The sequence below is a fragment of the Chryseobacterium sp. 22532 genome, assembly GCF_052044665.1.
Taxonomy (GTDB): Bacteria; Bacteroidota; Bacteroidia; order Flavobacteriales; family Weeksellaceae; genus Chryseobacterium; species Chryseobacterium lathyri.
Map to the genome: position 1 here is coordinate 195483 of NZ_JBQENJ010000003.1, position 26987 is coordinate 222469.

21 protein-coding genes are annotated in these 26987 nt (G+C 37.7%); 8 read left to right on the plus strand and 13 right to left on the minus strand.

The features are described 5' to 3' along the window. Window positions 1–21: 21 nt before the first annotated feature. From ACTJIV_RS08810 to ACTJIV_RS08820, 3 genes are read right to left on the minus strand one after another with little or no spacing between them, the layout of a single operon-like run. Complete coding sequence (locus ACTJIV_RS08810) at window positions 22–804, minus strand: porin family protein (protein ID WP_111957773.1); 783 nt, start codon at window positions 802–804, stop codon at window positions 22–24. Between the two features lie 3 nt (window positions 805–807). Then, window positions 808–1539 (minus strand): bifunctional demethylmenaquinone methyltransferase/2-methoxy-6-polyprenyl-1,4-benzoquinol methylase UbiE, encoded by a 732-nt coding sequence (gene ubiE, locus ACTJIV_RS08815; protein ID WP_111957775.1) that lies wholly within the window; start codon window positions 1537–1539, stop codon window positions 808–810. Window positions 1540–1543: 4 nt separating this feature from the next. Beyond that, complete coding sequence (locus ACTJIV_RS08820) at window positions 1544–2113, minus strand: hypothetical protein (protein WP_111957776.1); 570 nt, start codon at window positions 2111–2113, stop codon at window positions 1544–1546. 101 nt (window positions 2114–2214) lie between these two features. Between ACTJIV_RS08820 and ACTJIV_RS08825 the strand changes: the two genes are divergently transcribed. Both ACTJIV_RS08825 and ACTJIV_RS08830 read left to right on the plus strand, forming a co-directional pair. Then, entirely contained in the window at window positions 2215–3282 is a 1068-nt protein-coding gene (locus ACTJIV_RS08825; RefSeq protein ID WP_111957777.1) for a 3-oxoacyl-ACP synthase III family protein, read from the plus strand. Between the two features lie 67 nt (window positions 3283–3349). Beyond that, window positions 3350–4555 carry a metallophosphoesterase gene (locus ACTJIV_RS08830; RefSeq protein ID WP_440626903.1) on the plus strand — a complete coding sequence of 402 codons (1206 nt, stop codon included), beginning with the start codon at window positions 3350–3352 and terminating at the stop codon, window positions 4553–4555. Between the two features lie 160 nt (window positions 4556–4715). On the opposite strand, the gene ACTJIV_RS08835 is transcribed toward ACTJIV_RS08830, so the two are convergent. The 3 genes from ACTJIV_RS08835 to ACTJIV_RS08845 form a co-directional block, all read right to left on the minus strand. Continuing rightward, on the minus strand, window positions 4716–5468 hold the full coding sequence (locus ACTJIV_RS08835; protein WP_440626905.1) for a polysaccharide deacetylase family protein: 753 nt from the start codon (window positions 5466–5468) through the stop codon (window positions 4716–4718). An 84-nt stretch (window positions 5469–5552) separates the two neighbouring features. Continuing rightward, entirely contained in the window at window positions 5553–6518 is a 966-nt protein-coding gene (locus tag ACTJIV_RS08840) for an NAD-dependent epimerase/dehydratase family protein (RefSeq protein WP_111957780.1), read from the minus strand. Between the two features lie 105 nt (window positions 6519–6623). Continuing rightward, complete coding sequence (locus tag ACTJIV_RS08845; RefSeq protein ID WP_440626907.1) at window positions 6624–9476, minus strand: TonB-dependent receptor plug domain-containing protein; 2853 nt, start codon at window positions 9474–9476, stop codon at window positions 6624–6626. 252 nt (window positions 9477–9728) lie between these two features. Between ACTJIV_RS08845 and ggt the strand changes: the two genes are divergently transcribed. The 3 genes from ggt (at window position 9729) to tsaA (ending at window position 13451) form a co-directional block, all read left to right on the plus strand. Continuing rightward, window positions 9729–11417, plus strand: coding sequence for a gamma-glutamyltransferase (ggt, locus tag ACTJIV_RS08850; RefSeq protein ID WP_440626909.1), 1689 nt, complete (start codon window positions 9729–9731; stop codon window positions 11415–11417). A 248-nt stretch (window positions 11418–11665) separates the two neighbouring features. Then, on the plus strand, window positions 11666–12946 hold the full coding sequence (locus ACTJIV_RS08855) for a dicarboxylate/amino acid:cation symporter (RefSeq protein WP_440626911.1): 1281 nt from the start codon (window positions 11666–11668) through the stop codon (window positions 12944–12946). 46 nt (window positions 12947–12992) lie between these two features. Then, window positions 12993–13451, plus strand: coding sequence for a tRNA (N6-threonylcarbamoyladenosine(37)-N6)-methyltransferase TrmO (tsaA, locus tag ACTJIV_RS08860; protein ID WP_440626913.1), 459 nt, complete (start codon window positions 12993–12995; stop codon window positions 13449–13451). A gap of 11 nt (window positions 13452–13462) precedes the next feature. Here the strand turns inward: tsaA and ACTJIV_RS08865 are convergent, their stop codons facing one another. The 6 genes from ACTJIV_RS08865 to gyrB all read right to left on the minus strand — a co-directional run bounded on the left by ACTJIV_RS08865 (window position 13463) and on the right by gyrB (window position 21832). Then, window positions 13463–14353 carry a diacylglycerol/lipid kinase family protein gene (locus ACTJIV_RS08865; protein WP_373865950.1) on the minus strand — a complete coding sequence of 297 codons (891 nt, stop codon included), beginning with the start codon at window positions 14351–14353 and terminating at the stop codon, window positions 13463–13465. A 4-nt stretch (window positions 14354–14357) separates the two neighbouring features. Continuing rightward, entirely contained in the window at window positions 14358–15182 is an 825-nt protein-coding gene (locus tag ACTJIV_RS08870) for an RsiV family protein (protein WP_336379890.1), read from the minus strand. A 101-nt stretch (window positions 15183–15283) separates the two neighbouring features. Further along, window positions 15284–17221 (minus strand): transglutaminase-like domain-containing protein, encoded by a 1938-nt coding sequence (locus ACTJIV_RS08875; protein ID WP_440626915.1) that lies wholly within the window; start codon window positions 17219–17221, stop codon window positions 15284–15286. 2 nt (window positions 17222–17223) lie between these two features. Then, complete coding sequence (locus ACTJIV_RS08880) at window positions 17224–19116, minus strand: DUF3857 domain-containing protein (RefSeq protein WP_440626917.1); 1893 nt, start codon at window positions 19114–19116, stop codon at window positions 17224–17226. 271 nt (window positions 19117–19387) lie between these two features. Next, complete coding sequence (locus ACTJIV_RS08885) at window positions 19388–19813, minus strand: DUF5684 domain-containing protein (RefSeq protein ID WP_336379887.1); 426 nt, start codon at window positions 19811–19813, stop codon at window positions 19388–19390. A gap of 84 nt (window positions 19814–19897) precedes the next feature. After that, complete coding sequence (gyrB, locus tag ACTJIV_RS08890) at window positions 19898–21832, minus strand: DNA topoisomerase (ATP-hydrolyzing) subunit B (RefSeq protein WP_111957796.1); 1935 nt, start codon at window positions 21830–21832, stop codon at window positions 19898–19900. A 230-nt stretch (window positions 21833–22062) separates the two neighbouring features. Between gyrB and ACTJIV_RS08895 the strand changes: the two genes are divergently transcribed. The 3 genes from ACTJIV_RS08895 to ACTJIV_RS08905 are packed head-to-tail and all read left to right on the plus strand — an operon-like array spanning window position 22063 to window position 24926. After that, window positions 22063–23406 carry a cytochrome ubiquinol oxidase subunit I gene (locus ACTJIV_RS08895; protein ID WP_111957920.1) on the plus strand — a complete coding sequence of 448 codons (1344 nt, stop codon included), beginning with the start codon at window positions 22063–22065 and terminating at the stop codon, window positions 23404–23406. Continuing rightward, window positions 23403–24407, plus strand: a complete 1005-nt coding sequence (locus ACTJIV_RS08900) for a cytochrome d ubiquinol oxidase subunit II (protein ID WP_440626920.1) — start codon at window positions 23403–23405, stop codon at window positions 24405–24407. The genes ACTJIV_RS08895 and ACTJIV_RS08900 overlap by 4 nt, the downstream gene beginning before the upstream one ends. 3 nt (window positions 24408–24410) lie before the next feature. Further along, window positions 24411–24926, plus strand: coding sequence for a ClbS/DfsB family four-helix bundle protein (locus tag ACTJIV_RS08905; protein ID WP_440626922.1), 516 nt, complete (start codon window positions 24411–24413; stop codon window positions 24924–24926). Between the two features lie 35 nt (window positions 24927–24961). Here ACTJIV_RS08905 and lysS read toward each other — a convergent pair whose 3' ends face one another. Further along, entirely contained in the window at window positions 24962–26659 is a 1698-nt protein-coding gene (gene lysS, locus ACTJIV_RS08910) for a lysine--tRNA ligase (protein WP_111957802.1), read from the minus strand. Between the last annotated feature and the right edge of the window lie 328 nt (window positions 26660–26987).

Sequence of the window (26987 nt, forward strand, 5' to 3'; positions counted from 1 at the left end):
GTATTTATAATGTATATTTTCTTATTCGAATTTCAGAACAAACATTACAGCTCTTGTCTGAAGTGTAGACATTGCAGTTGCCCAGTATGGAGGCGTTGTTGCATTATCTGCCACTTTCTCGTTATTCATGAAGAATGTTCCTCTGATAGCCGGAGTCAGTTTAAATTTGTTGAAATAAAACTGGATTCCCATTTCTGCAGACCACGCAAAGTTATGCGTTGTAGATCTGAAAACCTGCTGCATGTTGTCATCTTCAGAATCCGAATTGGACTGAAGATTCACCACATAGTTCACCCCTGCTGCAATATAGGGTCTGGAATTGTACCATCTGTTGCCGTGAAGTTCCAATAGTACAGGAACGTCTACCAATGTAGATTTAATCTCTCTTACTTTGTCTTTTTCTGTTAAAGGAATTGGAGTAAAAGGTGGATTCGTTAATGTTCCAGCAGCATACTGGTCATTGGACTGGGTATTGAAAGTCAACTGCCTTTGAGCAAATTGCAAGCCTGGTTCCAATCTTAAATCCAGATAATCATTCAGTCTCCATTTGGCGATCAAACCGGCCCCGAAACTGTAGCTTTCTTTAGATTTAACAAGATTCTGATTACCTTCCGCACCATATCTTGGATGTAGGACGATACGGTAGTCTAGCCTGTTGCCGTTCAAATAAAAACCCCAACTGAATTTCTGCTCGTCAAAGTCTTCCAACTTATCCATTCTGTTTCGGGTTCTGAATTGCGCATCTGCAAAAACTGCAATATTAACTGAGGCTAAAACCAGTGCTCTTAATAGAAATTTATTCATAGGTTACTTTGTTGCTTTATAAATTGTGGCTATACCTAAACTTAATTTTTTATATTCTACTTTCTTAAATCCTGTATCTAAAAGAATTTGTTTCATCTTTTCCCCGAAAGGAAAAGCATTTACAGAATCCGGAAGGTATGTATATGCCCTATTATCTTTGGAAACCAGTCTGCCAATGGCAGGTAATATATTTTTGAAATAAAACATATAAAATGGCCCTAAGAACCCCTCAACCTTTGAAAACTCCAGTATATAAACACTTTTGTTATCTTTAACTACTCTTCTTAATTCTGCCAAACCTTTGGTAAGGTTTTCAAAATTCCTCACTCCAAATGCAACGGAAACAGCATCGAATCTATTGTCCTCGAAAGGTAAATTTTCTGCATCTCCTTTTTGCATGGAAATTTTGCCGTCTAATTTAAGTTTTTTTATTTTAATAACGCCAACATTCAGCATTTGTTGTGATAAATCCAAACCAATTACTTTTGCATCGGTTCCTTTTTCAATCGTAATTGCTAAATCTCCCGTTCCTGTAGCCACATCCAGCACTTCTTTCGGATTGTCTTTTTTCATCATTTTCACCAATGTATTTCTCCATATGATATCAATTTTCATTGATAAAACACGATTCAGAAGGTCATACTTCGGTGCAATATTGTCGAACATATCCTCTACCTGGCTTTTCTTGGTAGCCTCAGAATTGTAGGGAGTAACTTTGGTAATATCTTTTGTCAAAACTTTAAAACTTGTAATATTCTTTGTAATAATTTAGGAAATCCTGCTTTCTGAAGATCTTTGATCTCGATTCCACCTTTTGGATGTTTTTGATTACCTTATCGTAATCTTCGTCTACATTGTAATAAAAATCTTCAGTATAAAGCTTATTGAAGTGCCTTGCTCCTCCGAAATAAGCTTTTCCGTCAATTGTGATTTTGTCCAGGGCCAAAAGTAATGAATCTTTTTTAAGATTGTACCCATAATATTGATCATTAATATAATAATCCTGATGAGCAATATTGATCAGTCCACGGATTTTATTTACTTCAAATGCAGAATCATACAGCATTTTCCTGTTCTGGTCGAAAACTTTGATAGAATTTTTTCCTTTTTTTATGTCCACATGTACATACTGACCCGCAGAAATAACCCCTTCGGAACCGTTATTGATCTTAAAATAGTAGGTATTGGGTGTAGGGTTGTCTACTACAAAATAATTTTTCTTGGCTAAAAAAAAGAAGTAGACCCCAAAGGCAACGATAAACACCACAGCTGCAATAAGTAAGCCTTTTAAGGACGAGTTGTTTTTCATACGATTGTAAAGTACAATTTTTGCAAATTTAATAATATTTTTAATTCTCCGTTATTAATATTAATTATTAACTTTGCATCTTTAAAAAATCATATAAACGAATGCCGAATACGATCATTATTGGTTCCGGATCCTATATTCCTAACAGAGTTATTGGTAGAGATTATTTCATGGATTCTGAGTTCTACACTGAAGACGGAGTTAAGATTGAAAAACCTGCAGAAGAAACCATCGCAAAGTTTGTAGAAATCACAGAAATAGAAAACAGAAGATTTATTGAAGACGATCTTTCCAACTCGCAGATCGGCTCTGAGGCTGCCAAAGCTGCCCTTGAGGATGCTAAAGTAGATGGCGAACAACTGGACTACATTATTTACGCGAGCAACTTCGGAGAAGTTACTGTAGACGGATATGTGAATTTTATGCCCAATATGGCAGCAAGAGTAAAAAATAAGCTAGGCATTAAAAACAGAAAATGCATTACTTATGATATGATCTTCGGATGTCCGGGATGGGTGGAAGCCATGATCCTTGCAGACAATCTTATCAAAGCAAAAGCAGCTAAAACCATTCTTGTAATTGGTGCAGAAACGCTAAGCCGTGTTACTGATCCGCATGACAGAAACAGAATGATCTTTGCTGACGGAGCCGGAGCAGTGGTAGTACAGGCTACCGATCAGGAAAACGTAGGAATCATTTCTCACAACACAATCTGCGACAACGGTCCGGAACTGTGCTATCTTGAGAATGCACCTTCCATTAACGCCAATGTAGACCAAAGACGTCTTTATGTAAGAATGCAGGGAAGAAAGATCTATGAATATGCCCTTAAAAATGTGCCTTCAGCCATCAAAGAAACTATTGAAGATGCAGAACTTTCCATTGAGGATATCGATAAAATCCTGATCCATCAGGCGAATGCAAAAATGGATTATGCTATGATCGAAAGACTCCACAAACTGTATGACGTGAAGGATTACGACCATTCGATCTCTCCTATGACAATCCAGAACCTTGGAAATACGTCTGTAGCAACCATTCCTACGATGTATGATTTAATAATTAAAGGAAAAATGGAGGGTCAAACGTTTAAAGATAAAGGTAACATTGTGATGACTTCGGTAGGTGCCGGAATGAACATCAATGCTATCGTTTACAGATTTCCTTAAAATATTTAATTAACAAAAAAATATAAAGCACAGGGAAACGTATTCTTTGTGCTTTTTTAGATTTATTATGCAAAGAAATTTTTTGATCATTGCTGCCATCTTCCTGCTCCTTGAGGTATATATATACCAGGCTATCAAAACATTAACCGATAATTTCTGGATAAGACTGGGTTATTGGGTAGTTTCTTTAGCTGTATACGGGATATTCGCTTATGAAGTCACCCATTTCCAAAGATCTGACAGAAGTACGGTCAGGGCGCAGATTATGATCTCATTATTCCTGATCTTTATTCTGCCGAAAATTTTCGTGGTATTATTTCTATTAATCGATGACATCTTCAGAACTGGAGGATATTTAATAGGATTAACACAGCCTAAAGAGAACTTTTTCCCTGAAAGAAGAAAGTTCTTGAGTATGGTAGGGTTAGGTCTCGGAGGTGTTCTTTCTGCTCTTTTTATTGACGGAATTACATTCGGAAAATACAGACATATGGTAAGAAAAATAAAAGTAAAAATACCCGGGCTTTCCAAAAGTTTCGAAGGCTATAAAGTGATCCAGATCTCTGATGTTCACAGTGGCAGCTTTTCTGATCCGGACAAACTACAACATGCCATTGACTTAATTAATGAGCAAAATCCTGATCTTGTTCTATTTACAGGAGACATGGTCAATAATGTTGCGGATGAATTCAAACCTTTTATTCCGCTATTTTCCAAGATCAAAGCAAAAGACGGAAAATTTGCAGTGCTGGGAAACCATGATTACGGCGATTATGTATCATGGACGTCTAATGATGCCAAGAAAAAGAATCTTGACACGCTTATTGAATATGAAAAACAGGCCGGCTTTGATATGCTGAGAAATGAAAACAGGGTCATTGACAGAAATGGAGAAAAGCTATACATCCTCGGTGTCGAAAACTGGGGACTGAAGCCATTCCCTCAATTTGGAAAGATTGATGACGCTTTGAAAAACGTCCCGGAATCCGCTCCGAAAATATTAATGAGCCATGACCCTACCCATTTCGATTATGTCGTAAAAAAACACCCCGGAAATATTCATCTGACACTTTCAGGACACACCCACGGGATGCAGTTTGGTTTGGATCTTAAAAATATAAAATGGTCTCCGGTACAGTACCGTTACCCAAAATGGGCCGATCTGTATGAAAGTGAAGGGAAAATGCTGTATGTTAACAGAGGGTTTGGAGTTCTGGGCTACCCAGGGAGAGTTGGGGTCTTGCCGGAAATAACGCTTTTTGAGCTGTCTTAAATAGTCTCCCGCAGATTTAGCAAATGTTTATGGATATTATGATCTATAGCCAAAGATAAGCAGGTTTAATAATGCCCTTATATCTTAACAATGTACGATCCAATTACAACGCAAACATCTGCTAAATCTGCGGGAGCATAAAAATCCTCGAGAAAGAAATTTAAAAAATATAATCCTTCATACGGGAAGTGGCAAGTTCCTTCTCGTTAATCCAGGTAAGGAGGGCATCCAGTTTGTCCTCCATTTTTTTGCCCGAAAACAGGCTTCTGTAAAACGGAATATCAAATCTGTATTTTTTAAAATCGGTGAACTGCCAGGAATTGAGATAAATCAGTACAAAATCATCATTTTTGAGGGTTTCAAAAACCATATTCTGATAATAATTCATCGGCAGGACCTGAAAAACAAAATCATTATAGGGTAGCTGGCTGTATGGTGAGATACTTTCAGGGACAATACTCAGTCCGTCTTCTTCATTGATTTCTGTATCTCTTTTCAGCCTTTTGAACGGAAAAAGGATATCTGCATTATCAATATTGGAAACATAATTAAACTCCAGGGATTTTAGATCCTGTAGAGGAAGCTTGAAATCTTTCTGCCTGATTCCTCTAACCTGTTTTTCCAAAAGGTCTTGAATATTCTTCTTACCATTTTCAATTTCCTGAAGATTGGAATTCAAATTATAAAAAGCAATTTCATGCCCTTTGGATGAAATTGCTTTTATTAAATTCTGCAGTTTTTCTGCGATAGAAATCTCTACAAAAAAACTTGCTTTTATATCATGAATATCTAAAATCCGAAGAATAGCTTTTGTATTATCTTCTGTGATTTTTAGTCTTTCCCCATCAGAAATTTCTGCAACGTTTTTCGCTTCAGCTTCAATATTCAGGATGTTAAAAGTCAATAAAATCATTTAAATTAAGTTTTAGATAATATTTATAATTAATTAAAAATCAGATGTTAAAATAACTTTTATTTAAACAATAGATTTAAGTAATTAGTTTTTATTCAATTTTACTTTAAGATTCTTAATCATATCTTTCGTCATTTCAGAAATTCCGAAATCATAAGTCAGCCCCCAGTCTTTTTTCGCTACGGAATCATTAATGGAAGCCGGCCACGAATCTGCAATTGCCTGTCTGAAATCCGGCTGATAATCGATAGAAAAATCAGGGATTTCTTTCTTGATTTCTTCTGCTAATTCTTTTGGTGTAAATGACATTCCACCTAAATTATAGGAAGAACGAACGGTAAGACTTTCCTTCGGAGCTTCCATTAATTTCAATGTTGCGTTGATCGCATCATCCATATATAACATCGGCATTCCTGTATCTTCGGAAATGAAACTGGTATATTTTCCTTCTTCTATAGCTTCGTAAAAAATCTCAACGGCATAGTCTGTTGTACCACCTCCAGCCGGAGTCTTCCACGAAATAAGTCCCGGATATCTTATACTTCTTATATCTACTCCATGCTTGTCGAAATAATATTCACACCACTTCTCTCCTGCCATTTTGGAGATTCCATAAACTGTTGTAGGATTCAGAACCACATCCTGCCCTACATCATGTTTTGGGATTCCTTTCCCGAATACCGCAATTGAGCTTGGCCAGAAGATCTTTTTAAGAAGGCCTTCCTTTGCCATTTCACAAAAATGAAGCAGAGGCTCAAGATTCAGTTTCCATGCGAAAATTGGCTGTTTTTCTGAAGTTCCTGACAAAAGCGATGCTAAATGATACACTGTTGTGATTTCGTAGTCTTTAACGACTTGCCTTACCAGCTGTGTATTGGTAACATCCATTCTTTCATAATGTCCGGCAGCAGTAATTCCTTTTTGCCATCTGTCCAGTCCCGATGCTACTACATTATCAGCTCCGTGAATTTCAACAAGCCTGTTTGTCAGTTCGGTGCCGATCTGTCCCAGAGCACCCGTAATTAGTATTCTTTCCGTATAGGATTCCATTTTACATATTTTTTTAGAATTCTACAAAAGTAAAAAAATCATACCAACCAAAATAAAAAAGGTATGCATAAACATACCTTTTTCATAATATCTAAAAAGAAGCTGTTAAAAGCTCAGATTAACTCTTGCAAAAAGAAATCTTCCATTCATTCCAAACTGGGATGTATTTCTGGAATAAACGAACTGATTCTGATTGGTAAGGTCTATAGGAGCAGCATTAACGTAAGTCAAATTACCGGAAGCATCCAGGGCAGGCACTTTTACCGCAGTTGGTCCGTAATTTTTATCCGGATAAATATCAAATAAGTTATTAGCCCCAATGGTCAGCCTGAAACTGTCACTGAATTTATATCCTACGGATAAATCTGTAATTACCTTGCCACCCCAAACAGGATGCTCTGTAGCAACAGCCTGTCCATTAATGATTTCGCCATTTACAATACCATCTCCATTAGCATCCATTGTATTCGGGTCGGTAACTTTTCCGAAATACACATTTCTCAAAAGCACATTAAATTTACTAATTTCCAAGGCATTATTCAAAGAAGCTTTAAATCTTGGCACAGCTTCTTCAAGATAAATCCTGCTGGATTCCGAGTAATAACGATTGACCTGTCCTGCTTTAATCAAGGCATCAGAACCATGAATATCTCCTACCCTGTTGGTTTTGGATACTGTCACTGCCAAATCAGAATTTAACGAAAATTTCTCGGAAAACCTCCCTCTGTGAGAAATCACTCCTTCTACTCCTTTAGTCTGGGTATCAATAGCATTAGCAAAAAATGTAGCCGCATTGGCATTGGCCTTATCAAAAAGGGCCTGCAGATTTTTTTCCGGGCTTCCGTCAGCATAGGTTCCGGCCGGTCTTGAGAACTGATCGGTAAGAACCACCCTGTTTTTGATCTTAATATAATAACCGTCAACAGTAAAAGTAAGGTTAGCTTGTGGAATTTTTGCCGTAAAACCTACAGAATAACTCGCTGACTCCTCCTGTTTTAACTGGGGAATACCGAGGAGCCTAGCTGCTTCTGAATCATTTGAAAATGTACCTACCTCAAATGCTACCCCTCCTACAAACTGAGTTGCGGTAGCATTGAAATAAATCTGCTGTAAAGATGGAGCTCTGAATCCTGTAGAATGAGCTGCTCTTAAATTGATCTGATTTGTCAGCTTATACCGGGTTGCTATTTTATAATTGAACGTAGATCCAAAATCAGAATAATTTTCATACCGCAAAGCAGCACTTAACAGCCATTTGTCTGTAATATCCAGTTCTGTATCCACATAAGCCGCTACAGACTGCCTTCCTTTATTCAGAGCGTTTTCAGGTCTAAAACCCGGGAATACCTGTGATCCACCCGGCCTGGTAGCCCCTAAAAAATCAGTTGGCTTCAAAGAAGCAACAGTTGATGGAGTCTGGATTTTCCCATTGATATCATAAAGCGCCCACGATGCCTCTTCTCCGTTTTCTATCTTATACCGTTCAAACCTCGCTTCTCCTCCGAAAGCTACATTAAAGCCTTTCAGCCAGTCAATCTTTGTGTCGAAATCAGCATTGATCGTATTTTGCATAAAGCTCAATCCACCTGCATCAAATTCTGTTTTACCAGGGTAGGCCATAGATGCGTTGGCCGTATTTTTAATGGTATAGTCAAAAGTATTCTGTCCAAAGGTATTACTGATATCATAGTTGACATTTCCTAGTTTTCCTTTAAATCCGCCCGCAAAAGAAAGATCAATAACATCTGAGGCTATTTCAGGCAAAAAGCCATTAGGATATATTGAAGTGGAAGTTCTGTTTTGGTTGGGTCTTCTGAAAAAGCCTGCTGCATTACCATCTCTGTAAGAAATGCCTCCAAAAGCATATCCTTTCACAGATGATGAAAGATCAAATTCAGAATTCATAAAAAACTGGCCGGATGTCAGTTTCGACTGCCCTACCCGCATATTAAAATCATCCCTTGTTAATTTCCTGTAAGCCAGTTCATTTTCAGTTACATTAACTTTCAACAGGTTCTGCAATTGCGTAATAGTGCTCGCAGATTGAATATCAGCCTGCTGCTGTGCCGTAAAATAACCGACCTGCGGGGCATACTGATGGATATAGTTTATGATTTGCTGTGTATTTGGAGTATTGCTAATATTACCAAAAAGTGAAGAAATATTCACCCCGTTTTCCAACGCTCTCTGTTCAATTGCATTATAGGCATTAAAAATATCTCCACTTGCCGCCATAGCTCTTCTGGTACCGTCTCTGCTTAATAAACTTGCTGTGAAATTGATAAATCCATTGGTCCCGATTTTAGTCCCGTAATTAAGATCTACCTGGTATTTTCCACCATCCCATCCTCCATGATGGTCATTAGATCCTTTTGAATTGAAAGCTCCCGCTGTAATGGCGGCTGCAAAAGCATTGGTGTTTTTCTTCATGATGACATTAATCACTCCTGCAATAGCATCAGATCCATATTGTGCAGAGGCTCCGTCTCTCAGCACTTCCAGCCTCTCAATAGCAAATGCAGGAATCGCATTGAGATCAGTACCTACCGATCCTCTCCCCGGCGAACCGTTGATATTAACCAAAGAAGAAGTATGTCTTCTTTTTCCGTTAAGCAGGACCAATACCTGGTCAGGCCCGAGTCCTCTTAACTGGGCAGGATCAACATGGTCCGTTCCATCTGCTACAGTTGTTGAGTTAGATGTAAAAGAAGGTGCTGCGTAATTCAGAATCTGATTAAGGTCCATCTGAGGACTTAAAACTGACTGAGAACCAATATTAATAACATCTACCGGCACCGGAGTATCAGTAGCAACCCTTGCCTTATTACGTGAACCAATGGTGATCTTTACTTCATCCACCTGGTTGGTCTTTATTGAATCCTTAGTTTGCGCATTGGCATTTGCTGAAATAAAAAACAATACTCCAAGCAAAGCAATTTTTTGGTAATTTTTATTCATATGTATTTTTTTAAGTGGCAATTGATCTTATAAAAATACATTAAAAACAACAAAATAAAGATTACTTTAAAAAATAATTACAAAAATAACAATATTTAAATAAATATTATCAATACTATTGATTTTTTACATATCAAATACACAATTCAATAAATAGTTTACTTACTTTTCGGCTGATCTCGTGATAAACACCCATTAAAGAAAGGTCAGTTTCTTTAAAATTATCTACTTTTGTCTTAAAAACATAATCTTATGAAGCGAATATTTCTTGCTGCCTTATTTATGGCATTTAATTTTTCATCTGCTCAGTTTACTGATTTCAATATTATAAAGGAGGTAAAAGTAAAGAATAAAGGTGTGGTGGTTTCTGCTCATCCCCTTGCCAGCGAAGCAGGAGCCGAAGTGATGAAGATGGGTGGAAATGCCTACGATGCTGTTGTAGCAACACAATATGCTCTTGCCGTAGTTTATCCGCAGGCAGGAAACATCGGTGGTGGCGGCTTTTTGGTAGGCGTTAAAAATAATGGTGAAAAATTTACTCTCGATTATAGAGAAACAGCTCCGAAAAAAGCGTCTAAGGATATGTACGTTGATAAAAACGGAAAGGCGGATACAGATCTTTCCCAATACGGAAGACTGGCGGTAGGTGTACCGGGAAGTATCTCCGGATTTTTTTCGACCTTAAAGTACTGTAAGCTTCCGATGGATAAAATCATTCAGCCTGCTATTGATCTTGCGGAAAAAGGGTTTACCATTACCGAAATGGAAGCCAATATGCTGAATACACACAAAGAAAATTTCTTAAAACATAACAAATCCTCTATTGCTTTTGTAAAAGATACTCCCTGGAAGGCCGGTGATCTTTTAGTTCAGAAAGAACTGGCTGCAACATTGAGATTGATCCAGAAACTGGGAGCAAAAGGATTCTATGAAGGAAAAACTGCTGAGCTTATGGTTTCGGAAATGAAGAAAGGCAATGGCATCATTACTTTGGAGGATCTTAAAAGCTATAAAACGGCAGAAAGAAAACCTTTGGAATTCGATTATAAGGGAAATCGTGTGGTCACTATGCCTCTTCCGTCCAGTGGTGGTGTACTGCTTGCCCAAATGCTGACGATGGCCGGATACGAAAACCTGGAAAAATATCAGCAAAATTCAACAGAGGCTGTGCAGATCATGACGGAGGCAGAAAGAAGAGCTTTTGCAGACAGGGCAGAATATATGGGCGATCCGGATTTTATTGAGGACAAAACTACCTTTCTTACTTCGGATTCGTATTTAAAGAATAGATGGAAAAGCTTCAGCTTCAGTAAAGCAACACCAAGTTCAGAAGTTGGAAAAATCATCAGCCAGCCAAAAGAATCTACCCAGACCACCCATATTTCTGTTATAGATAAAGAAGGAAATGCAGCGTCTGTAACAACTACACTTAATGGATATTACGGAAGTAAAGTTGTGGTTTCCGGAGCAGGGTTCTTTTTAAATAATGAAATGGATGACTTCTCAATTAAGCCCGGAGTTCCGAATATGTTCGGAGCCGTAGGCGGAGAGGCCAATTCTATACAGCCTAATAAGAGAATGCTTTCTTCTATGACTCCTACTATCCTGCTTAAAAATGGAAAGCCATATATGGTGGTCGGAACACCAGGCGGAACAACGATTCCTACTTCGGTTTATCAGTCTATCGTTAATGTGGTAGATTTTAAACTGAATGCCAACATCTCTGTGAACGCCCCGAAATTTCATCATCAATGGCTTCCTGAGAAAATTACGGTAGAAAATAATTTCCCTGAAAGTACGATCACGGCTCTCAAAAGTAAAAACTATGTGATTGAAAAAATAAAATATATCGGAAAAACAGAACTGATCCTGATGGACGACAACGGAAACATTCATGCTGTGGCAGACGGCCGCGGAGATGATTCTGTAGCAGTGGAATAAGCAAAATCCGGGGTTCTATTTATACATGCTTCGACTCCGCTCAGCATGACACAGTTTACATCAACGTGGTCATGCTGAGCGGAGTCGAAGCATTATTTTATCCACTACTCTTATTATCCTAAACTTCCAGAATTTCCAGCACCTCCATCTCCCATCTCCTTTCTTCATCATCAGTTTTAACTGACTTTCGTCATGTTTTAAAATAAAAATTCTTAATTTTCCGCTTTCAAAATCTAAAAAAGAATCCTTTGAAGGCTAAAAAATTCTATCAGCAGCTTTATTTTCAAGTTATTATTGCCATAGCAGCAGGTATACTTCTCGGAAGGTTCTATCCCGAGCTGGGCGAAAAAATGAAGCCACTCGGTGATGGATTTATCAAACTGGTAAAAATGATCATCGCTCCGGTGATCTTCATTACCCTTACTTTAGGAATCGCCCATATGACTGACCTTAAAAAAGTCGGACGTATTGCGGTAAAAGCAATGATTTATTTCTTTACATTTTCCACCTTAGCCCTGATTATCGGATTAATTGTAGGAAATATTTTACAGCCGGGACATGGTTTAAATATTGATCCTGCTACCCTGTCAGGCGATGTTTCGCAATATCAGCAAAAGGCTCACGACACGACCCTGACGGGCTTTATCATGAATATTATTCCTGAAACACTTTTCAGTCCGCTGGTAGGTGAAAATATACTCCAGGTTCTTTTGGTGGCTATTCTCATGGGGGTTGCCCTGGTTCTGACTAAAGAAAAAAGCCAGAAAGTAACGGATTTCTTACAGGATCTTTCTACCCCTATTTTTAAAATTGTCCATATGCTGATGAAGCTGGCTCCAATCGGAGCTTTTGGCGCAATGGCATTTACGATTGGGAAATATGGTCTTCATTCTGTATTGAACCTAATATTTTTAGTAGGAACATTCTATATCACTTCCATTCTTTTCGTTATCATTGTTTTGGGAGCGGTTGCATGGTATAATGGATTCAGTATTTTAAAACTGATGTTTTACCTGAAAGAGGAACTTCTATTGGTTTTAGGAACCAGCTCTTCTGAATCAGCGCTTCCGGGAATTATGGAAAAGCTGGAAAAGGCAGGCTGTTCAAGAGCGATCGTGGGGCTTGTGGTTCCTACAGGATATTCTTTTAACCTGGACGGAACAAACATTTATATGACCCTGGCTTCACTGTTTATTGCCCAGGCCCTGAATATTCATCTTCCGCTGGAAAAACAGCTGATGCTGCTTTTGGTAGCCATGCTAAGCTCAAAAGGCGCTGCGGGTGTTACGGGAGCAGGCTTTGTAACATTAGCCGCAACACTGGCTGTTGTTCCTGAAATTCCAATAGCAGGAATGACTCTTATTCTGGGAATCGATAAATTCATGAGCGAATGCAGGGCTTTAACGAACGTGATTGGAAACTCGGTGGCTACAGTAGTTGTAGCCAACTGGGAGAAGCAACTGGATAAAACCCAACTGCAATATTGCCTGGATCATCCGAATGAAATTGAGAAAAAATTAGAAATTTAGAACTTTTGAAACGGACAAAATACCTGATCATTAAAATATTAATTCAATGGAAATAACACTCCAACCTATAGCAACAGTCAAGAATTCCCGGACGGAACCAATAGATGATCACTGGGAAACCATCATTGCCGAGATTGAACTGGCTGACCATATTCCAACAGAAGCTTTCAGCAATATTTCAAAATTCTCACATCTTGAAATCATTTATTATTTTGATAAGGTAAAAAAGGAAGATATTGTTTTTTCAGGACATCCGAGAGGGAATCCAGATTATCCTATGACAGGTATTTTTGGCCAGCGTAAAAAAGACAGGCCTAACACAATAGGACTTTCAACCGTTGAATTACTGGAACATAACGGCAGAACGCTTAAAGTTAAGTTTCTTGATGCTATTGACGGAACACCGGTACTGGATATCAAACCTGTATTTAAGGAATTTCAGCCCAAAGCTGCGATCAAACAGCCCGACTGGATTGCCGATCTGATGAAAAATTACTGGAAATAATTCAGAAACAGTTATACCAAAATATTCAGGCTGGCTGGTAAAACTTTCACATGAACCGGTGATTTTATTTTATTGAATTCACCGTCAAGATGCCAGTTTTTGGTCGTTACTTTAAATGAAATTTCCGAAACGGGCAGATACGTTACGTATTCATCATCTTTCAGTCTTTTGGTAAACATTCTGAAGGCAAAAAGAGCTGAGTAGGTCAGCGGGAATTTTTTTACCAGCACCATATCTACCAACCCGTCACTTTTACTTGCGTTGGGAGCGATATAAGCATTGTTTCCGAACTGGCGTGTATTGGCTATATTCAGCATCAGGTATTTTCCATTGTACTGCTGATAGGCTTCATCAAAAAATTTAACTTTGATAGGCTTATAGTTAAAGAATGTTTTCAGGGATACTTTGATATAGTTTTTGAACCCACGGTTGGTTTTTTCGAATTCTTTCACCACTTTTCCGTCAAATCCGGTTCCTGAAACATTAATGGAAAGTCTTTCATTAACAGTAAAGGTATCGATCTTTCTGGATGCTCTGGTTTTAATTTTTTCTAAAAGTTCATCCAAGTTTTTGCTGAATTTAGTCTCATTGGAAAATCCATTGCCTGATCCGGCCGGAAAAATCGCCAGAATTTTGTCCGTATTAATAAGATTTCTTGCCACGGTGGAAATAGTTCCGTCCCCTCCTATAGCTACAAAAATATCAATATGATCAAAATTTGTCCTGATAAAATCATCTGTCGCCGGAATAGATTCGGAGATATAATATAAGGGATTGTCAACCTTTTTTTGAAGTTCATCAAGAAACGGCTGATAATTTTTTTTGGCCGAAAAGGGATTAATGATAAAAGCTACTTTTTCCATTACCGCAAAAATAGAAAATGCTTCCAGATCCGGAAGCATTAATTTACTTTATTTTCATTCTTTCTTTGAATTCTGCATTCAGTGTTCCTTTCAGTTCTTCCCAGGATACAGGAATAACAATATCTCCGGCTGCAAAGGCGGTAATTTCATAAGGGCTGTAATGGAAATAGAGGTTTTTCTGATCAAAGTAGAAATTATCCGTTGCAGGAATGACTTCTACCAGCAGCATGTCTGAATTCTTTACTTCTCCTTTATTATCTGTTGTACCGCTATGTACTTTATTAATATTCTTCATTAATATAGCTTCAAGTTGACCTTTCGGCATTGAAGTAATAGCTTTAAGTTCCAGTTTTTTATTGTTTTTAAGGTCGAAAACTCTTTCTGAAAACCCATAATTATCATGAGCACCGCCTTCATAGGAACTCCATACATATCCAATATGCATATAATCGTTATCAGTTGAAACCAGGTTCATATGGGTATTTGTATACCATTTCTGTGCATAGGAAATATCTGAAAGCCAGTCTTTACTGTCACTTTTTACAGAATTAAAATATTTGTTTTTCTCATTATCCAGAAAAGCCTGCAGTCCTTTTTTAGAGAAATCTTTGATTCCCTTATTTTGAAAATAAATACTGTCCAGCAATTGTTTGTCTTTCAGCGTTGGAAAAACAAGCAGTTTGGAAGTGAAACCTATGGTTAATGAATCTGCAATCTTTGAAGAGTCACTCACTTTCACGGAATCCACTATGAATTTTTCAGTTTGAGAGGTTTCTGTTTTATCAGATAATGTTGTATTTTCTCCTTTTTTACAGGCTGAAAAAGCGAGAAGGGAAGAAACTGCCAGGACAGCAATAGTGTTTTTCATAATTATATATTTCTGGAAGTAATGCAAAAACCATTCAAAAATGAATGGTTTTGCAAAATTATTTTTATTTGATCTAATAATCGGTCTGAGGAAATTCTCTTCTATGATTTTTTGATCAGGCTTATCACCTGGTTCTCACTTTTTGAGGCGGTTCCCCAAATCTGTTTGAATGCAGGATAGTATTCTTTTGGATAATCCGGACTGGCAATTTTTGTGGTAGAGATTATTTCAAGCTTATTACCTTTCTGTTCAGCAATATAGCTGTATTCAATTTCTTTATCTTCGGTAACAATCTTTTTACTTTTAGGCATTGCTTCTATAACATAGCCTTCCGGTATTTCAAGGATTACTTTTTTTACTTTAGTAATTGAAGAGATAAAATCAATCGGATATTTTCTTTCATCAGTCTGGTCAAATTCATTGGAATTTTTGCTCAAAAAAAGCATTGGGTTGATGATCATTTTCTTTCCTATCTTATCGATCAGGTTGTCTGAGGAAAATTTCATTGTACTTTCGAAATCACCGTTTTCCAGAGCCTTGGTTTCAATTCCCGTAAAATCTATTGAGAAGTTTTCTTTATATTGTTTTTTATATTTTTCAGCATTCTCGTCATAGCTTTCCTTGGCAAACATCGCATATGAACCGGTATCCTTGTCGGAATATGTTCCGGAAATACTGCCATCTTCATTGATTTTTGCTTCTGTAGTAAGATAATTGAAACTTGTAGTGGTATTTCCCATCTGCATCAGCAGTGCTTTATCTTTAGCCATGAGTACACCATACTCATTCCAGTCTCTTGGGGGAAGATTATTCATTGATGACTGTTTTGAAGTGGCATCATAGAGATTAAGGCTGTCTTTTATCTTAACCGTTGCAATAACAAAATTCATCCCGACTATGCTGGGAGATGTCAGGTTGATCAAGCCGTTGTCTACAGTGGAAATAACAAGAGGATCTGCTTTCAGTCCTGCTTCTCTAAGCATCATGACAAGCAAAAGGTTTATTTCTGCAGCATTTCCGGTTTTGGTTTCTATCAGTTTCTTTATTCCGTCTTCTGTATAAATTCCTCTGTCTTTGTTCCAGGTGAATGTATTTTTTACATAATTGAAAATGGCATCAGCTTTTTCTGCATCGGAATTGAGGCCTGAAATAATTGAGGATACATTTTCTTTAACGAGTTTCGTTTTTTTCAGCTCTTCACCAAAATCTTCGTCTTTATACAGCTTCTCTTTGATTTCTTCCCAGGAAGAGGAATGCATTTTAAGCTCTCTAAAATTAGTGGAATGAAGCTCTGCACTTACTTTTGTGCGGTAATTTCTGTCATTTTTAACAAACTTTTCAGTTTTGAATCCTTTCAGATTTTCATACCCGAATCTATAGGTTTTAAATGGCATTCCGTACATTGTCTTTTCTTCCACCATCCTGTACTTTGGAGTTAGTGAGCCTGTATAATTCACATTATAAGCTACATGCGAAGGGCTGTCCAGAATATATTCCGTGTACAGAGAAGGCGCATCAGACTCGATTACGATCTGCGGAACTGAATATAAAAACGGAGACAAAACTTCATACTGGTATTCTATAACCGATCCGTTCTTTACATTGGGAAAAGCAAATTTGGTAATGGTTATATATTTACTTTCCTTGCTCTTGTATTTTGAACTCTTATCTACTTTTGTAGCGGTGGCGGCTCCGTTTTCGAGGTTATATACAAAAGCTTTCATTTTATTTAGCAGCTCTTCATTGCCACCAGTACTTTTGTATAACGGGATTTCAAGGTTCAGCCAGTCTTCTGCTTTATCTTTATCATAGATTTTGACTCTGTAAAACACCTTTTTTCTAAGGTTCCCTGTAGAGGTATCAACATCAAAATGTACTGATTTATATAAAATTTCCACCGGCGCATTTTCATCCAGCGTTGATTTCGCTTTGGAAAGATCAGCATTGTCAAATTTCGGAGGATCAAGAAACTCATGCTTCTGGCCGTTTATATGGATCAAAGTTCCGAAGCAGAACGCTGTTAGTATTATTTTTTTCATGGTTAGATTTTTGTCAGTAAGATTTTGGAATTATCAATATTCAGGGTCTTTTTTCGGAAACTCACGTAATCGTTGTATTTTTCTTTCGGAAATATCCCTTTGTTAATTTTAATGAAGCGTGTGACTTTCAACGATTCGCCATTTTTTACTATGTTCAGTTTATAGGTCCCGAATTCTGAATTGATGGTCATATTTTCCGGGACTTCATCAATTTTATAATTTTTTGGAATGATAAAATCAATCTCATATTCATCCTGGAAAGACTGCCCTATCTCAAATGGAAGCTCTCTGTTTTCATCTGATTTATAGTAATTATTCGTAAAAATAGGCACTGCTCTGAAAATTAAGTTCGTTCCTGTATTTTTAGAGTAATTGTTGGCTTTAAAATCCACATTGAATTTTATCACTGCATTGTCCTTATCATTCACAAAGTCTTTCATTTCAACTTTCTCAAAATTCAGAACATCAAATCTTGCTTTCATAGCCTCAATTCTTTCTTTTGGCGATAAATAAGCATAAGGCAAATTATTATCATACTGACTTCCGGTATAAGCAAACTGGATTTCTCCGTTGATGCTGTTGTCTTCTGTAAGATTAATTTTAAATATCTGCTTTTCTCTGTTCTGTTCGGCTGTATAGGTAGGTGTATTGATAAGTTCGATCCCTTTTTTGGTTACAGCAAGAACATTTCTGTCGGTAGTGCTGTAGCTTAAATGGTTAAAAGCAATCTGCTGGGAGGTGTTTTCCAGCCAGATGTTTCCTTTTTCCGTAGGCACCATCAGAATCGCATGGTTTCCACCCATGGATGGAAAATCCGGATCGAAAGAGACCTGTGATGAGCCGGAATTGATCACGCAGTAATGAGAAGGAATTCCTGCTTCATTCAATAAGGTTTTCATGTAATTGGTAAGCCCTTTACAGTCTCCATACCCTTTCTTCTGAACTTCGTCCGGAAGCATTGGCAACCATCCCCCGATTCCCAACCCAACAAAGATATACCTGGTTTTCGACTGCATATGCTGATAAATCTTTTTCACTTTCTCCTCCGTTGTGCCTTCCAGTTTCAAAGCAGCCACTTCAGCTTTAATGGCCGGAGTAGATGCAGAAACAGGCTCTACCAGGTTAGTATAATACCAGGTACCAAAATCTGTCCAGCTGCTCAATATTCCCTGCTTGCCTTCCAGGTTGAATTTGGCAAGAGCAAAACTTACCTTAGGCAAGATCTTTTCAGGCTGAGGCAGCATCAAGGCATCATCTATTGCCGGAATACTTTTATAGGAATAGGTCTTTTCATTGCCATTATCAGCTACGGACACGGAAGCATAGCTATATTTTGAAGGATAGGTTTTCGTTTTAAGGTCAATCCCGGACTTATTAATAACTTTAAATCCAGCTTCTTCTAAAGATATATTGGGAGAAGAAAACGGTATAAAATCAGGAATAAAAACCGTATTCTCATCGGTAATCTGATACGAAAAATCAATTGTATAGGGATAATAAGCAGAAGTATACGGTAATGCTAGGATCCTGCTATCCGAATAAAATACACCTTGTGTATTGTTGGCAAAGTCACCAAAATCTGATTTTGAAAAGCTCTTTACTTTCTTTCCGGATTCATCATATACGGTAACTTTAACATCAGAAATATTGTCTCCTTTTTGATAGGGAATATAAACCTGCGCTTTAGAATCGCCATCTTTGTTTAAAACTGTGATTACTGTATGATGCTGATACTTTATTTCATCAATTTTATTAATCTGCGCCGTTGTAAAATCCTTCCTGATCACAACATTGGCATTTTTCTTCAGGTTTTCAGGAATGGCAGAAACAGGATAGGTCTGTGCAAAATATAAAGAGGCTGTAGATAAGGCCCCAATAATTATAATTTTCATCATGGTTATTAAAGTTGGGGCAAAAATAATAAAATCTTAATAGATGTTAAATTTTTATTTTAATATAAAGAACAATACTAATAGAAAAGGCTTCATTATCAAAGCCCTTTCATATTATAATTTTAACAGTTTATATCTCTAATTGAGGATGTTTTTATCATTTTTTCGTGAAATTCTTTTTTTCAACATTATATTTAAAATTTTTCCACTTTTAAATAAAGACATAAAAAAAGACTCCATTTCTGAAGTCTTCCAATATCTTTTTAATTATCAATCATTGATCATTGGGAATTCTGTTGCTGTCATATTTATCGCTGCTGAAAGCCAGAACTGGCACGAAAATAAATCCAAAGAAAAACAAAAGAATGGTATAAACCGGGGTTTCCTTACCAAAAGCTTTCGCCAATCTGTCATTGACCACCCATGATGCATAGAGATTAGCAAAAGGAATAAAGAACAAAATGATCCACCAAATTGGTTTCTTTACAATATCCAGCAGTACAATTATATTATAGACCGGTACAAAAGCTGCCCACGCATCTTCCCTGCCAGCTTTCTGAAATATTTTATACATACAGTATCCATAAAATATATAAATAAGCAATCCGAAGATCATAGTGCCCATTCCCAGTCCTGCAGCTACTGCACCCGACATTGCATCGGACCCATCATAAGGGTCTGTTTGTAAAAGAGTTAACATAGTATTATTTTTTATTGGTTTGCACCAAATATAAAAAAAGCTTCTAATAAATAGAAGCTTTTCTTAATATATTTTTAATAACAATTATGCGTCGATCTTAGCATATTTTGCATTTTTCTCGATAAATTCTCTTCTTGGCGGAACCTCATCTCCCATCAACATTGAGAATATGTTGTCAGCCTCTACTGCATTATCAATCGTTACCTGCTTTAAAATTCTGTGCTCAGGGTTAAGAGTTGTTTCCCAAAGCTGTTCAGGGTTCATTTCCCCAAGACCTTTATAACGCTGAACTTCTACACCTTTTCCGTCCGGAGCCATTTCTAAAGTAAATTCTTCACGCTCTTTCTCGTTGTAGGCATATACTTTTTTGTTTCCTTTCTTTAATAAATATAAAGGTGGCTGAGCAATATAAATATATCCGTTCTCAATAAGTTCCTTCATAAATCTGAAGAAGAAGGTAAGAATCAGAGTGGAGATGTGAGAACCGTCAATATCGGCATCGGTCATAATCACTACTTTATGATATCTCAGTTTAGCCATATTTAAGGCTTTGCTGTCTTCTTCTGTACCTACAGAAACTCCAAGAGCGGTATAGATATTCTTAATTTCCTCGTTATCATATACTTTGTGAAGCATAGATTTTTCAACGTTCAGGATTTTACCTCTTAATGGTAAAATAGCCTGGAAATGTCTGTCTCTACCTTGTTTCGCAGTTCCACCTGCGGAATCTCCCTCTACTAAGAATAGTTCAGATTCTGCCGGATCTTTGGATGAACAGTCAGATAATTTCCCCGGAAGTCCTGAGCCTCCCATCGGAGATTTTCTCTGAACCATTTCACGGGCCTTCTTAGCAGCTTGTCTTGCTTTTGCAGCTAAAACCACTTTCTGAACGATAATTTTCGCTTCATTAGGGTTTTCTTCTAAGAAATTAGTAAGCATTTCCCCTACTATTTTATCTACAGCACCTGAAACTTCGGAGTTTCCCAGTTTTGTTTTGGTCTGTCCTTCAAACTGAGGTTCCATTACTTTTACAGAAATTACAGCGGTCAGCCCTTCACGGAAATCATCTCCTGTAATTTCTACTTTTTCTTTTTGTGGGATTCCTAAATCATCAGCATACTTCTTCAACGTTCTTGTCAAAGCACGTCTGAAGCCAGCAAGGTGAGTTCCCCCTTCATGGGTATTGATATTATTTACATAAGAGTGGAGATTTTCGCTGAATGACGTGTTATAACGCATAGCAACTTCTACAGGAATATCATCTCTTTCCGCTTCCATGAAAATTACATTCTCCATGATAGATTCCCTGTTTCCGTCGATAAATTCAACGAATTCCTTTAAACCTCCTTCTGAATGGAAAACTTCCATCGCGAAAGATCCGTCTTCGTTCTCTGCTCTTTCATCAACAAGCGTTATTGTAATTCCTTTGTTAAGAAAAGCCAGTTCACGTAACCTTGTTGCAAGGGTATCATAGTTGTAAACTGTTTCCTGAAAGATCGTAGCATCTGGCTGGAAGAAAACTTCTGTTCCTCTTTCAGTGGTAGTTCCTATTTCAGCAACATCTGCAAGGGCTTTACCCTCTGAATATTTCTGTTGATATAATTTCCCGTTAAGGCTTACTGTAGCCACCAATAAAGTAGAAAGTGCATTCACACAAGATACTCCCACTCCGTGAAGACCTCCGGATACTTTGTAAGAATCTTTATCAAATTTTCCACCTGCTCCAATTTTAGTCATGACAACCTCTAAAGCAGATTTTTGTTCTTTTTCGTGAAAATCTACAGGAATTCCTCTACCGTTATCTTTTACAGAGATACTCTCCCCTTTGTGGATGGTTACCAAAATGGTATCGCAATACCCTGCCAAAGCCTCGTCAATAGAGTTATCTACTACTTCATAAACCAAATGATGAAGACCTCTTACTCCTACATCTCCAATGTACATTGATGGTCTTAGTCGAACGTGTTCCATACCCTCTAAGGCCTGGATACTGCTAGCTGTATATTGTTTTTGACTCATATAAAATTAATAAATTTTGCCTAATGCAAAGACCTACAAATATCGTGATTTTTTTCGACTTATGAAAGTTAAAATATGTCAAAAAAGATGAGAGTTTTTATTAAAACCAAGAGTACTGTTTTATCTAAAAAAGCTTAAAGTTATTACCTATTTCTCAAATATCATCTGTATAAAATCATATTATACATCCGTATTTTATGCTTAAATTTATTTACTCAAAAGTTGATTATATGGATGATTTTATTGCTGCCCGCGCGCAGATGGCTCTCTCACTGGGCTTTCATATCATTTTCGCCTGTGTGGGAATGGTAATGCCTTTTCTGATGGCCTTCGCTCACTGGAAATATCTTAAAACCAATAATGAAGTATATAAAGGCCTTACAAAAGCCTGGAGCAAGGGAGTTGCCATTCTTTTTGCAACCGGTGCCGTTTCGGGGACCATGCTTTCTTTTGAGCTTGGCCTTCTGTGGCCGGGATTCATGAAACATGCCGGACCGATTTTCGGAATGCCGTTTTCTCTTGAAGGGACTGCATTTTTTATTGAGGCTATTGCTATAGGATTCTTTCTTTATGGATGGGAAAAATTCAACAAATGGTTCCATTGGTTCTGTGGATTTCTGGTAGGATTAAGCGGACTCGCTTCCGGAATTCTGGTTGTGGCAGCTAATGCCTGGATGAATTCGCCGACAGGTTTTGATTATATCAATGGGCAATATACCAATATAGATCCTATAAAGGCTATGTTCAATGATGCATGGTTTCCTCAGGCTCTTCATATGACAGTTGCTGCATTCTGTGCGACAGGATTTGCCGTTGCAGGGGTTCATGCTTTTTTAATTATGAAGAAAAAGAATGTGGAATTCCATACGAAAGCATTCAGAATTGCTGCAGGATTTGCATTAATTGGGGCATTTGGAGCGCCTTTAAGCGGTGATGTAGCGGCTAAATCCGTTGCGGAAAGACAACCTATTAAACTTGCCGCAATGGAGGCTCACTTTGAAACTGAAAAAGGAGCACCTTTCGTTATTGGCGGAATTCCTGATGAAGAAAAAGGAGAAGTGAAATATGCAGTAAAAATTCCAAAAGTTTTAAGCTTCCTGGTAAGCAATGATTTCAACCATGAAGTAAAAGGGTTAAATGATTTTCCGCGTGATGAATGGCCTCCGGTAGCTGTTGTGCATTACGCTTTCCAAATTATGATCTTCTTCGGTGTGGTCATGATTATCATCGGAAGTATTTATCTGTATGCCTTCTTCTTTAAAAAGGAATGGCTGACTAAAAACTGGCTTTTAAAAACATTCCTGTTCGCAACACCTTTCGGATATATCGCTTTGGAGGCAGGATGGACAGTAACAGAGGTCGGAAGACAACCATGGATCATTTATGGAATTATGAAAACAGCAGATGCTGTAACGCCTATGCCGGGAATACAGTATTCATTTTACTTTTTTACGGCTATTTTTGTGTCATTATCCCTGATTATTATCTTTCTTTTAAGAAGACAGATCCAGATGGTACCGAAACTTTATGACCCTACAGACGCTCAGTTTAACGATAAAAACAAAAAATCATGATCTACGTTGTTATAGGATTTCTGTGGCTTTCTATCTGCCTTTATATCATTTTGGGCGGTGCTGATTTCGGCGCCGGGATTGTTGAGCTTTTTACCCATAAAAAAGCACGTCATAAAACAGAGGAGATCATGTACCAATCCATCGCACCCGTTTGGGAAGCCAATCATATGTGGCTGATCATTGCGATCGTTATTCTTTTTGTAGGATTTCCTGAGATTTACACCACCATGTCGACCTATCTTCATATTCCTCTGGTTCTGATGCTTTTGGGAATTATTGCAAGGGGAACAGCTTTTACTTTCAGACACTATGATGCTGTAAAAGATAACTGGCAGATTTTATATACCCAAATCTTTTACTACGCAAGTCTGTTAACTCCATTTTTCTTAGGACTGATTGCAGCGGCTACCGTTTCACATTCCATTAATCCGGATGCGGTTGGATTTCTGGACTTATATATTTTCAGCTGGCTGAACTGGTTCGGTGTTTCCGTAGGTTTGTTTACCGTATCATTATGTGCATATCTGGCTTCTATCTTTTCATTAAGAGAAACCCGTGATAAGGCTGATCTTACATTGATGATCAAAAAATCTAAACAAACTATGGTCTTTGTCGTAATCACAGGTATGCTGGTGTTTTTAACAGCCTATATTTCCGATATTCCTTTGGTGATGTGGGTATTTTCAAAACCATTGGGCGTTATGGCAATTTCCTTTGCTACAGTAGCTTTAGCATTGATCCTCCGTGCCCTGCATCACCGGAAACTGCTTCCTGTACGTGCACTGGCAGGGTTCCAGATGGTAATGATCTTGGTTGCAGCCACTTACCAGCATAATCCCGATATCATATTGCTCGGAAACGGACAACATCTTTCATTACTTGAACACATGGCTCCTCCAAAAACTATTAATGCTCTGGGTTGGGCATTGATGCTCGGCTCTTTGTTTATTCTTCCGTTTTTATTTTACCTGATGGCTTCATTCAGTAAGCAGAGAAAGTAAGATATGATTCAGTATAAAGACAAAACCGAACTTATAGAAGCTATAAAAGAGAATTATCTGCTTTATGATAAAGAGTTTAATGACATTCCCGAGAACGAAAAAGATCTTCTGAAACCGGGAGTTGATAAAAGCCCTTCACAGAATATATCCTATCAACTGGGGTGGACCAGTCTTTTATTGCAATGGGAATCGGATGAAAAGAAAGGAATAACGGTACAGACTCCCGCACCGGGGTATAAGTGGAATAATCTAGGTGGTTTATATGAAACTTTTTATAAAGAATACAGAGATTTAAGCCTTCATCAGCAAAGAGAGATTCTGAAGAATCAGGTCAATGAGATTGTAGAATGGATTGAAACCCTTGATTATGAAACATTATTTGTTCCTGAACAGAGAAAGTGGGCTACAACACCCGCAAAATGGCCTGTCTGGAAATGGATACATATCAATACCGTAGCACCGTTTAAGAATTTCAGGACTCAGCTGCGTAAATGGAAAAAAGAAACCGGTACAGAGTGATTCTGTACCGGTTTATATTTATTTCATATTCTAGATTATATCAGTTTCATCAAAAGCTGATCATCAATCTTATCTACTTTCACAAGATTATTCTTAGTCAAAGTTTTAGAAGCTTTATCCCACTTTTTACCGGATAACTGGCTTCTTTCTTTCACTTCAGCTAGTGTAAACGGTTCTTCCTGAGAATTAAGGATTTCAAGGATCACTTTTTCATCTTCACCTAATTCAATCTGAGGAACTGTTTTTTCCGGTCTCATCTGAGGGAAGAATAATACTTCCTGGATAGATGCGTTGTTCGTTAAGAACATGATTAATCTGTCCATACCGATTCCTAATCCGGAAGTTGGAGGCATACCGTATTCCAGTGCTCTTAAGAAATCTTGGTCAATGAACATCGCTTCATCATCTCCTCTTTCTGATAAGGCCATCTGGGATTCAAAACGCTCTCTTTGATCGATTGGATCATTAAGCTCTGAATAAGCGTTTGCAATTTCTTTTCCACAAACCATTAATTCAAAACGCTCTGTTAAGCCTTCTTTGCTTCTGTGTTTCTTTGTCAAAGGAGACATTTCAATCGGGTAATCCGTGATAAACGTCGGCTGGATGAAGTTTCCTTCACATTTTTCACCGAAGATTTCATCAATTAATTTTCCTTTACCCATCGTTTCATTCACATCAATTCCGATAGATTTGGCAAAATCAAACAATTCCTGTTCAGTTTTTCCAGTGATATCGAAACCTGTATATTTTTGGATCGCTTCCGTCATAGAAACTCTTGGATAAGGCGCCTTCCAGTTAATGGTATGCTCTCCGAAAGTAGATTCCGCACTTCCATTCACCTGAACTGCACAGAATTCCAGAAGTTTTTCTGTGAAATCCATCATCCAGTTGTAGTCTTTGTAAGCTACATAGATCTCCATAGCTGTAAATTCAGGATTGTGCGTTCTGTCCATTCCTTCATTTCTGAAGTTTTTAGAGAACTCATAAACCCCGTCGAAACCTCCTACGATAAGTCTTTTCAGATATAATTCGTTGGCAATTCTTAAATATAACGGAATATCTAAAGCATTGTGATGCGTGATAAACGGTTTTGCTGCCGCTCCTCCAGGAATCGACTGCAGGATAGGTGTTTCTACCTCAAAATATCCGGCATCGTTAAAGAAAGTTCTCATTGCATTGAACATTTTTGTTCTCTTTACAAAGATTTCTTTTACCTGTGGATTAACCGTTAAATCTACATAACGCTGTCTGTATCTCAATTCAGGATCTGTAAATCCGTCGTGCACTACTCCATTTTCATCAGTTTTAGCCTGAGGAAGCGGACGTAAAGCTTTGGTAAGAAGCGTAAAGTTTTTTACCAAAATTGTCATTTCTCCTACCTGAGTAGTGAATAAGGTTCCTTCAATACCGATAATATCACCGATATCCAAAAGGTGCTTATACACTTCATTATAAAGCTCTTTATCTTCACCCGGACAGATCTCGTCTCTGTTAAAATAAACCTGGATCTTACCTTTAGAGTCCTGCAATTCAGCAAAAGAAGCCTTCCCCTGAATTCTGCGGGACATCAATCTACCAGCGATCTTCACCTGTTTATTTTCAGAAAAATCCTGTTTTATAGATTCTGTAGTATCTGTAATGGTATACTCCTCCGCAGGGAATGCATTAATTCCCATTTCAGTAAGCTTATTCAGCTTTTCTCTTCTAATGATTTCTTGTTCTGATAATTGCATTTCTTATTTTTCTAAAAGCGTACAAATTTAGGCATTTTTAGTGATTTGTCAATTACGAATTGTGAATTTGCTTGTCAACGGAGATTATCATTGACTATTAGCTGCTTAAGCGTGAATTGTCAGTAGGAAATCCCGCTTCACAGTGAGTTTTTTGGTAGGATTATCATTGACATTTGACTTGCGCAGCAAAATTGACCAGTGACTTCAATTGTAAAAGTGAATTGTCAATAGTGAATCTGCTTTGCAGTGAATTATTAGTGAAGGTTACCATTAACCTTTCACTTGCGCAGCAAAATTGACTATTGACTTTAATTGTGAAAAGTGAACT

Excerpts from the sequence above, each read along its gene's own strand:
- ACTJIV_RS08880 (WP_440626917.1), bottom strand. The coding sequence starts at position 19,116 with ATGATGAAAATTATAATTATTGGGGCCTTATCTACAGCCTCTTTATAT.
- ACTJIV_RS08835 (WP_440626905.1), bottom strand. The coding sequence starts at position 5,468 with ATGATTTTATTGACTTTTAACATCCTGAATATTGAAGCTGAAGCGAAA.
- ACTJIV_RS08840 (WP_111957780.1), bottom strand. The coding sequence starts at position 6,518 with ATGGAATCCTATACGGAAAGAATACTAATTACGGGTGCTCTGGGACAG.
- ACTJIV_RS08885 (WP_336379887.1), bottom strand. The coding sequence starts at position 19,813 with ATGTTAACTCTTTTACAAACAGACCCTTATGATGGGTCCGATGCAATG.
- ACTJIV_RS08905 (WP_440626922.1), top strand. The coding sequence starts at position 24,411 with ATGATTCAGTATAAAGACAAAACCGAACTTATAGAAGCTATAAAAGAG.
- gyrB (WP_111957796.1), bottom strand. The coding sequence starts at position 21,832 with ATGAGTCAAAAACAATATACAGCTAGCAGTATCCAGGCCTTAGAGGGT.
- ACTJIV_RS08895 (WP_111957920.1), top strand. The coding sequence starts at position 22,063 with ATGGATGATTTTATTGCTGCCCGCGCGCAGATGGCTCTCTCACTGGGC.
- ACTJIV_RS08900 (WP_440626920.1), top strand. The coding sequence starts at position 23,403 with ATGATCTACGTTGTTATAGGATTTCTGTGGCTTTCTATCTGCCTTTAT.
- ACTJIV_RS08825 (WP_111957777.1), top strand. The coding sequence starts at position 2,215 with ATGCCGAATACGATCATTATTGGTTCCGGATCCTATATTCCTAACAGA.
- ACTJIV_RS08865 (WP_373865950.1), bottom strand. The coding sequence starts at position 14,353 with ATGCTTCCGGATCTGGAAGCATTTTCTATTTTTGCGGTAATGGAAAAA.
- ACTJIV_RS08875 (WP_440626915.1), bottom strand. The coding sequence starts at position 17,221 with ATGAAAAAAATAATACTAACAGCGTTCTGCTTCGGAACTTTGATCCAT.
- ACTJIV_RS08870 (WP_336379890.1), bottom strand. The coding sequence starts at position 15,182 with ATGAAAAACACTATTGCTGTCCTGGCAGTTTCTTCCCTTCTCGCTTTT.
- ACTJIV_RS08820 (WP_111957776.1), bottom strand. The coding sequence starts at position 2,113 with ATGAAAAACAACTCGTCCTTAAAAGGCTTACTTATTGCAGCTGTGGTG.
- ggt (WP_440626909.1), top strand. The coding sequence starts at position 9,729 with ATGAAGCGAATATTTCTTGCTGCCTTATTTATGGCATTTAATTTTTCA.
- lysS (WP_111957802.1), bottom strand. The coding sequence starts at position 26,659 with ATGCAATTATCAGAACAAGAAATCATTAGAAGAGAAAAGCTGAATAAG.
- tsaA (WP_440626913.1), top strand. The coding sequence starts at position 12,993 with ATGGAAATAACACTCCAACCTATAGCAACAGTCAAGAATTCCCGGACG.
- ACTJIV_RS08845 (WP_440626907.1), bottom strand. The coding sequence starts at position 9,476 with ATGAATAAAAATTACCAAAAAATTGCTTTGCTTGGAGTATTGTTTTTT.
- ACTJIV_RS08810 (WP_111957773.1), bottom strand. The coding sequence starts at position 804 with ATGAATAAATTTCTATTAAGAGCACTGGTTTTAGCCTCAGTTAATATT.
- ACTJIV_RS08830 (WP_440626903.1), top strand. The coding sequence starts at position 3,350 with ATGCAAAGAAATTTTTTGATCATTGCTGCCATCTTCCTGCTCCTTGAG.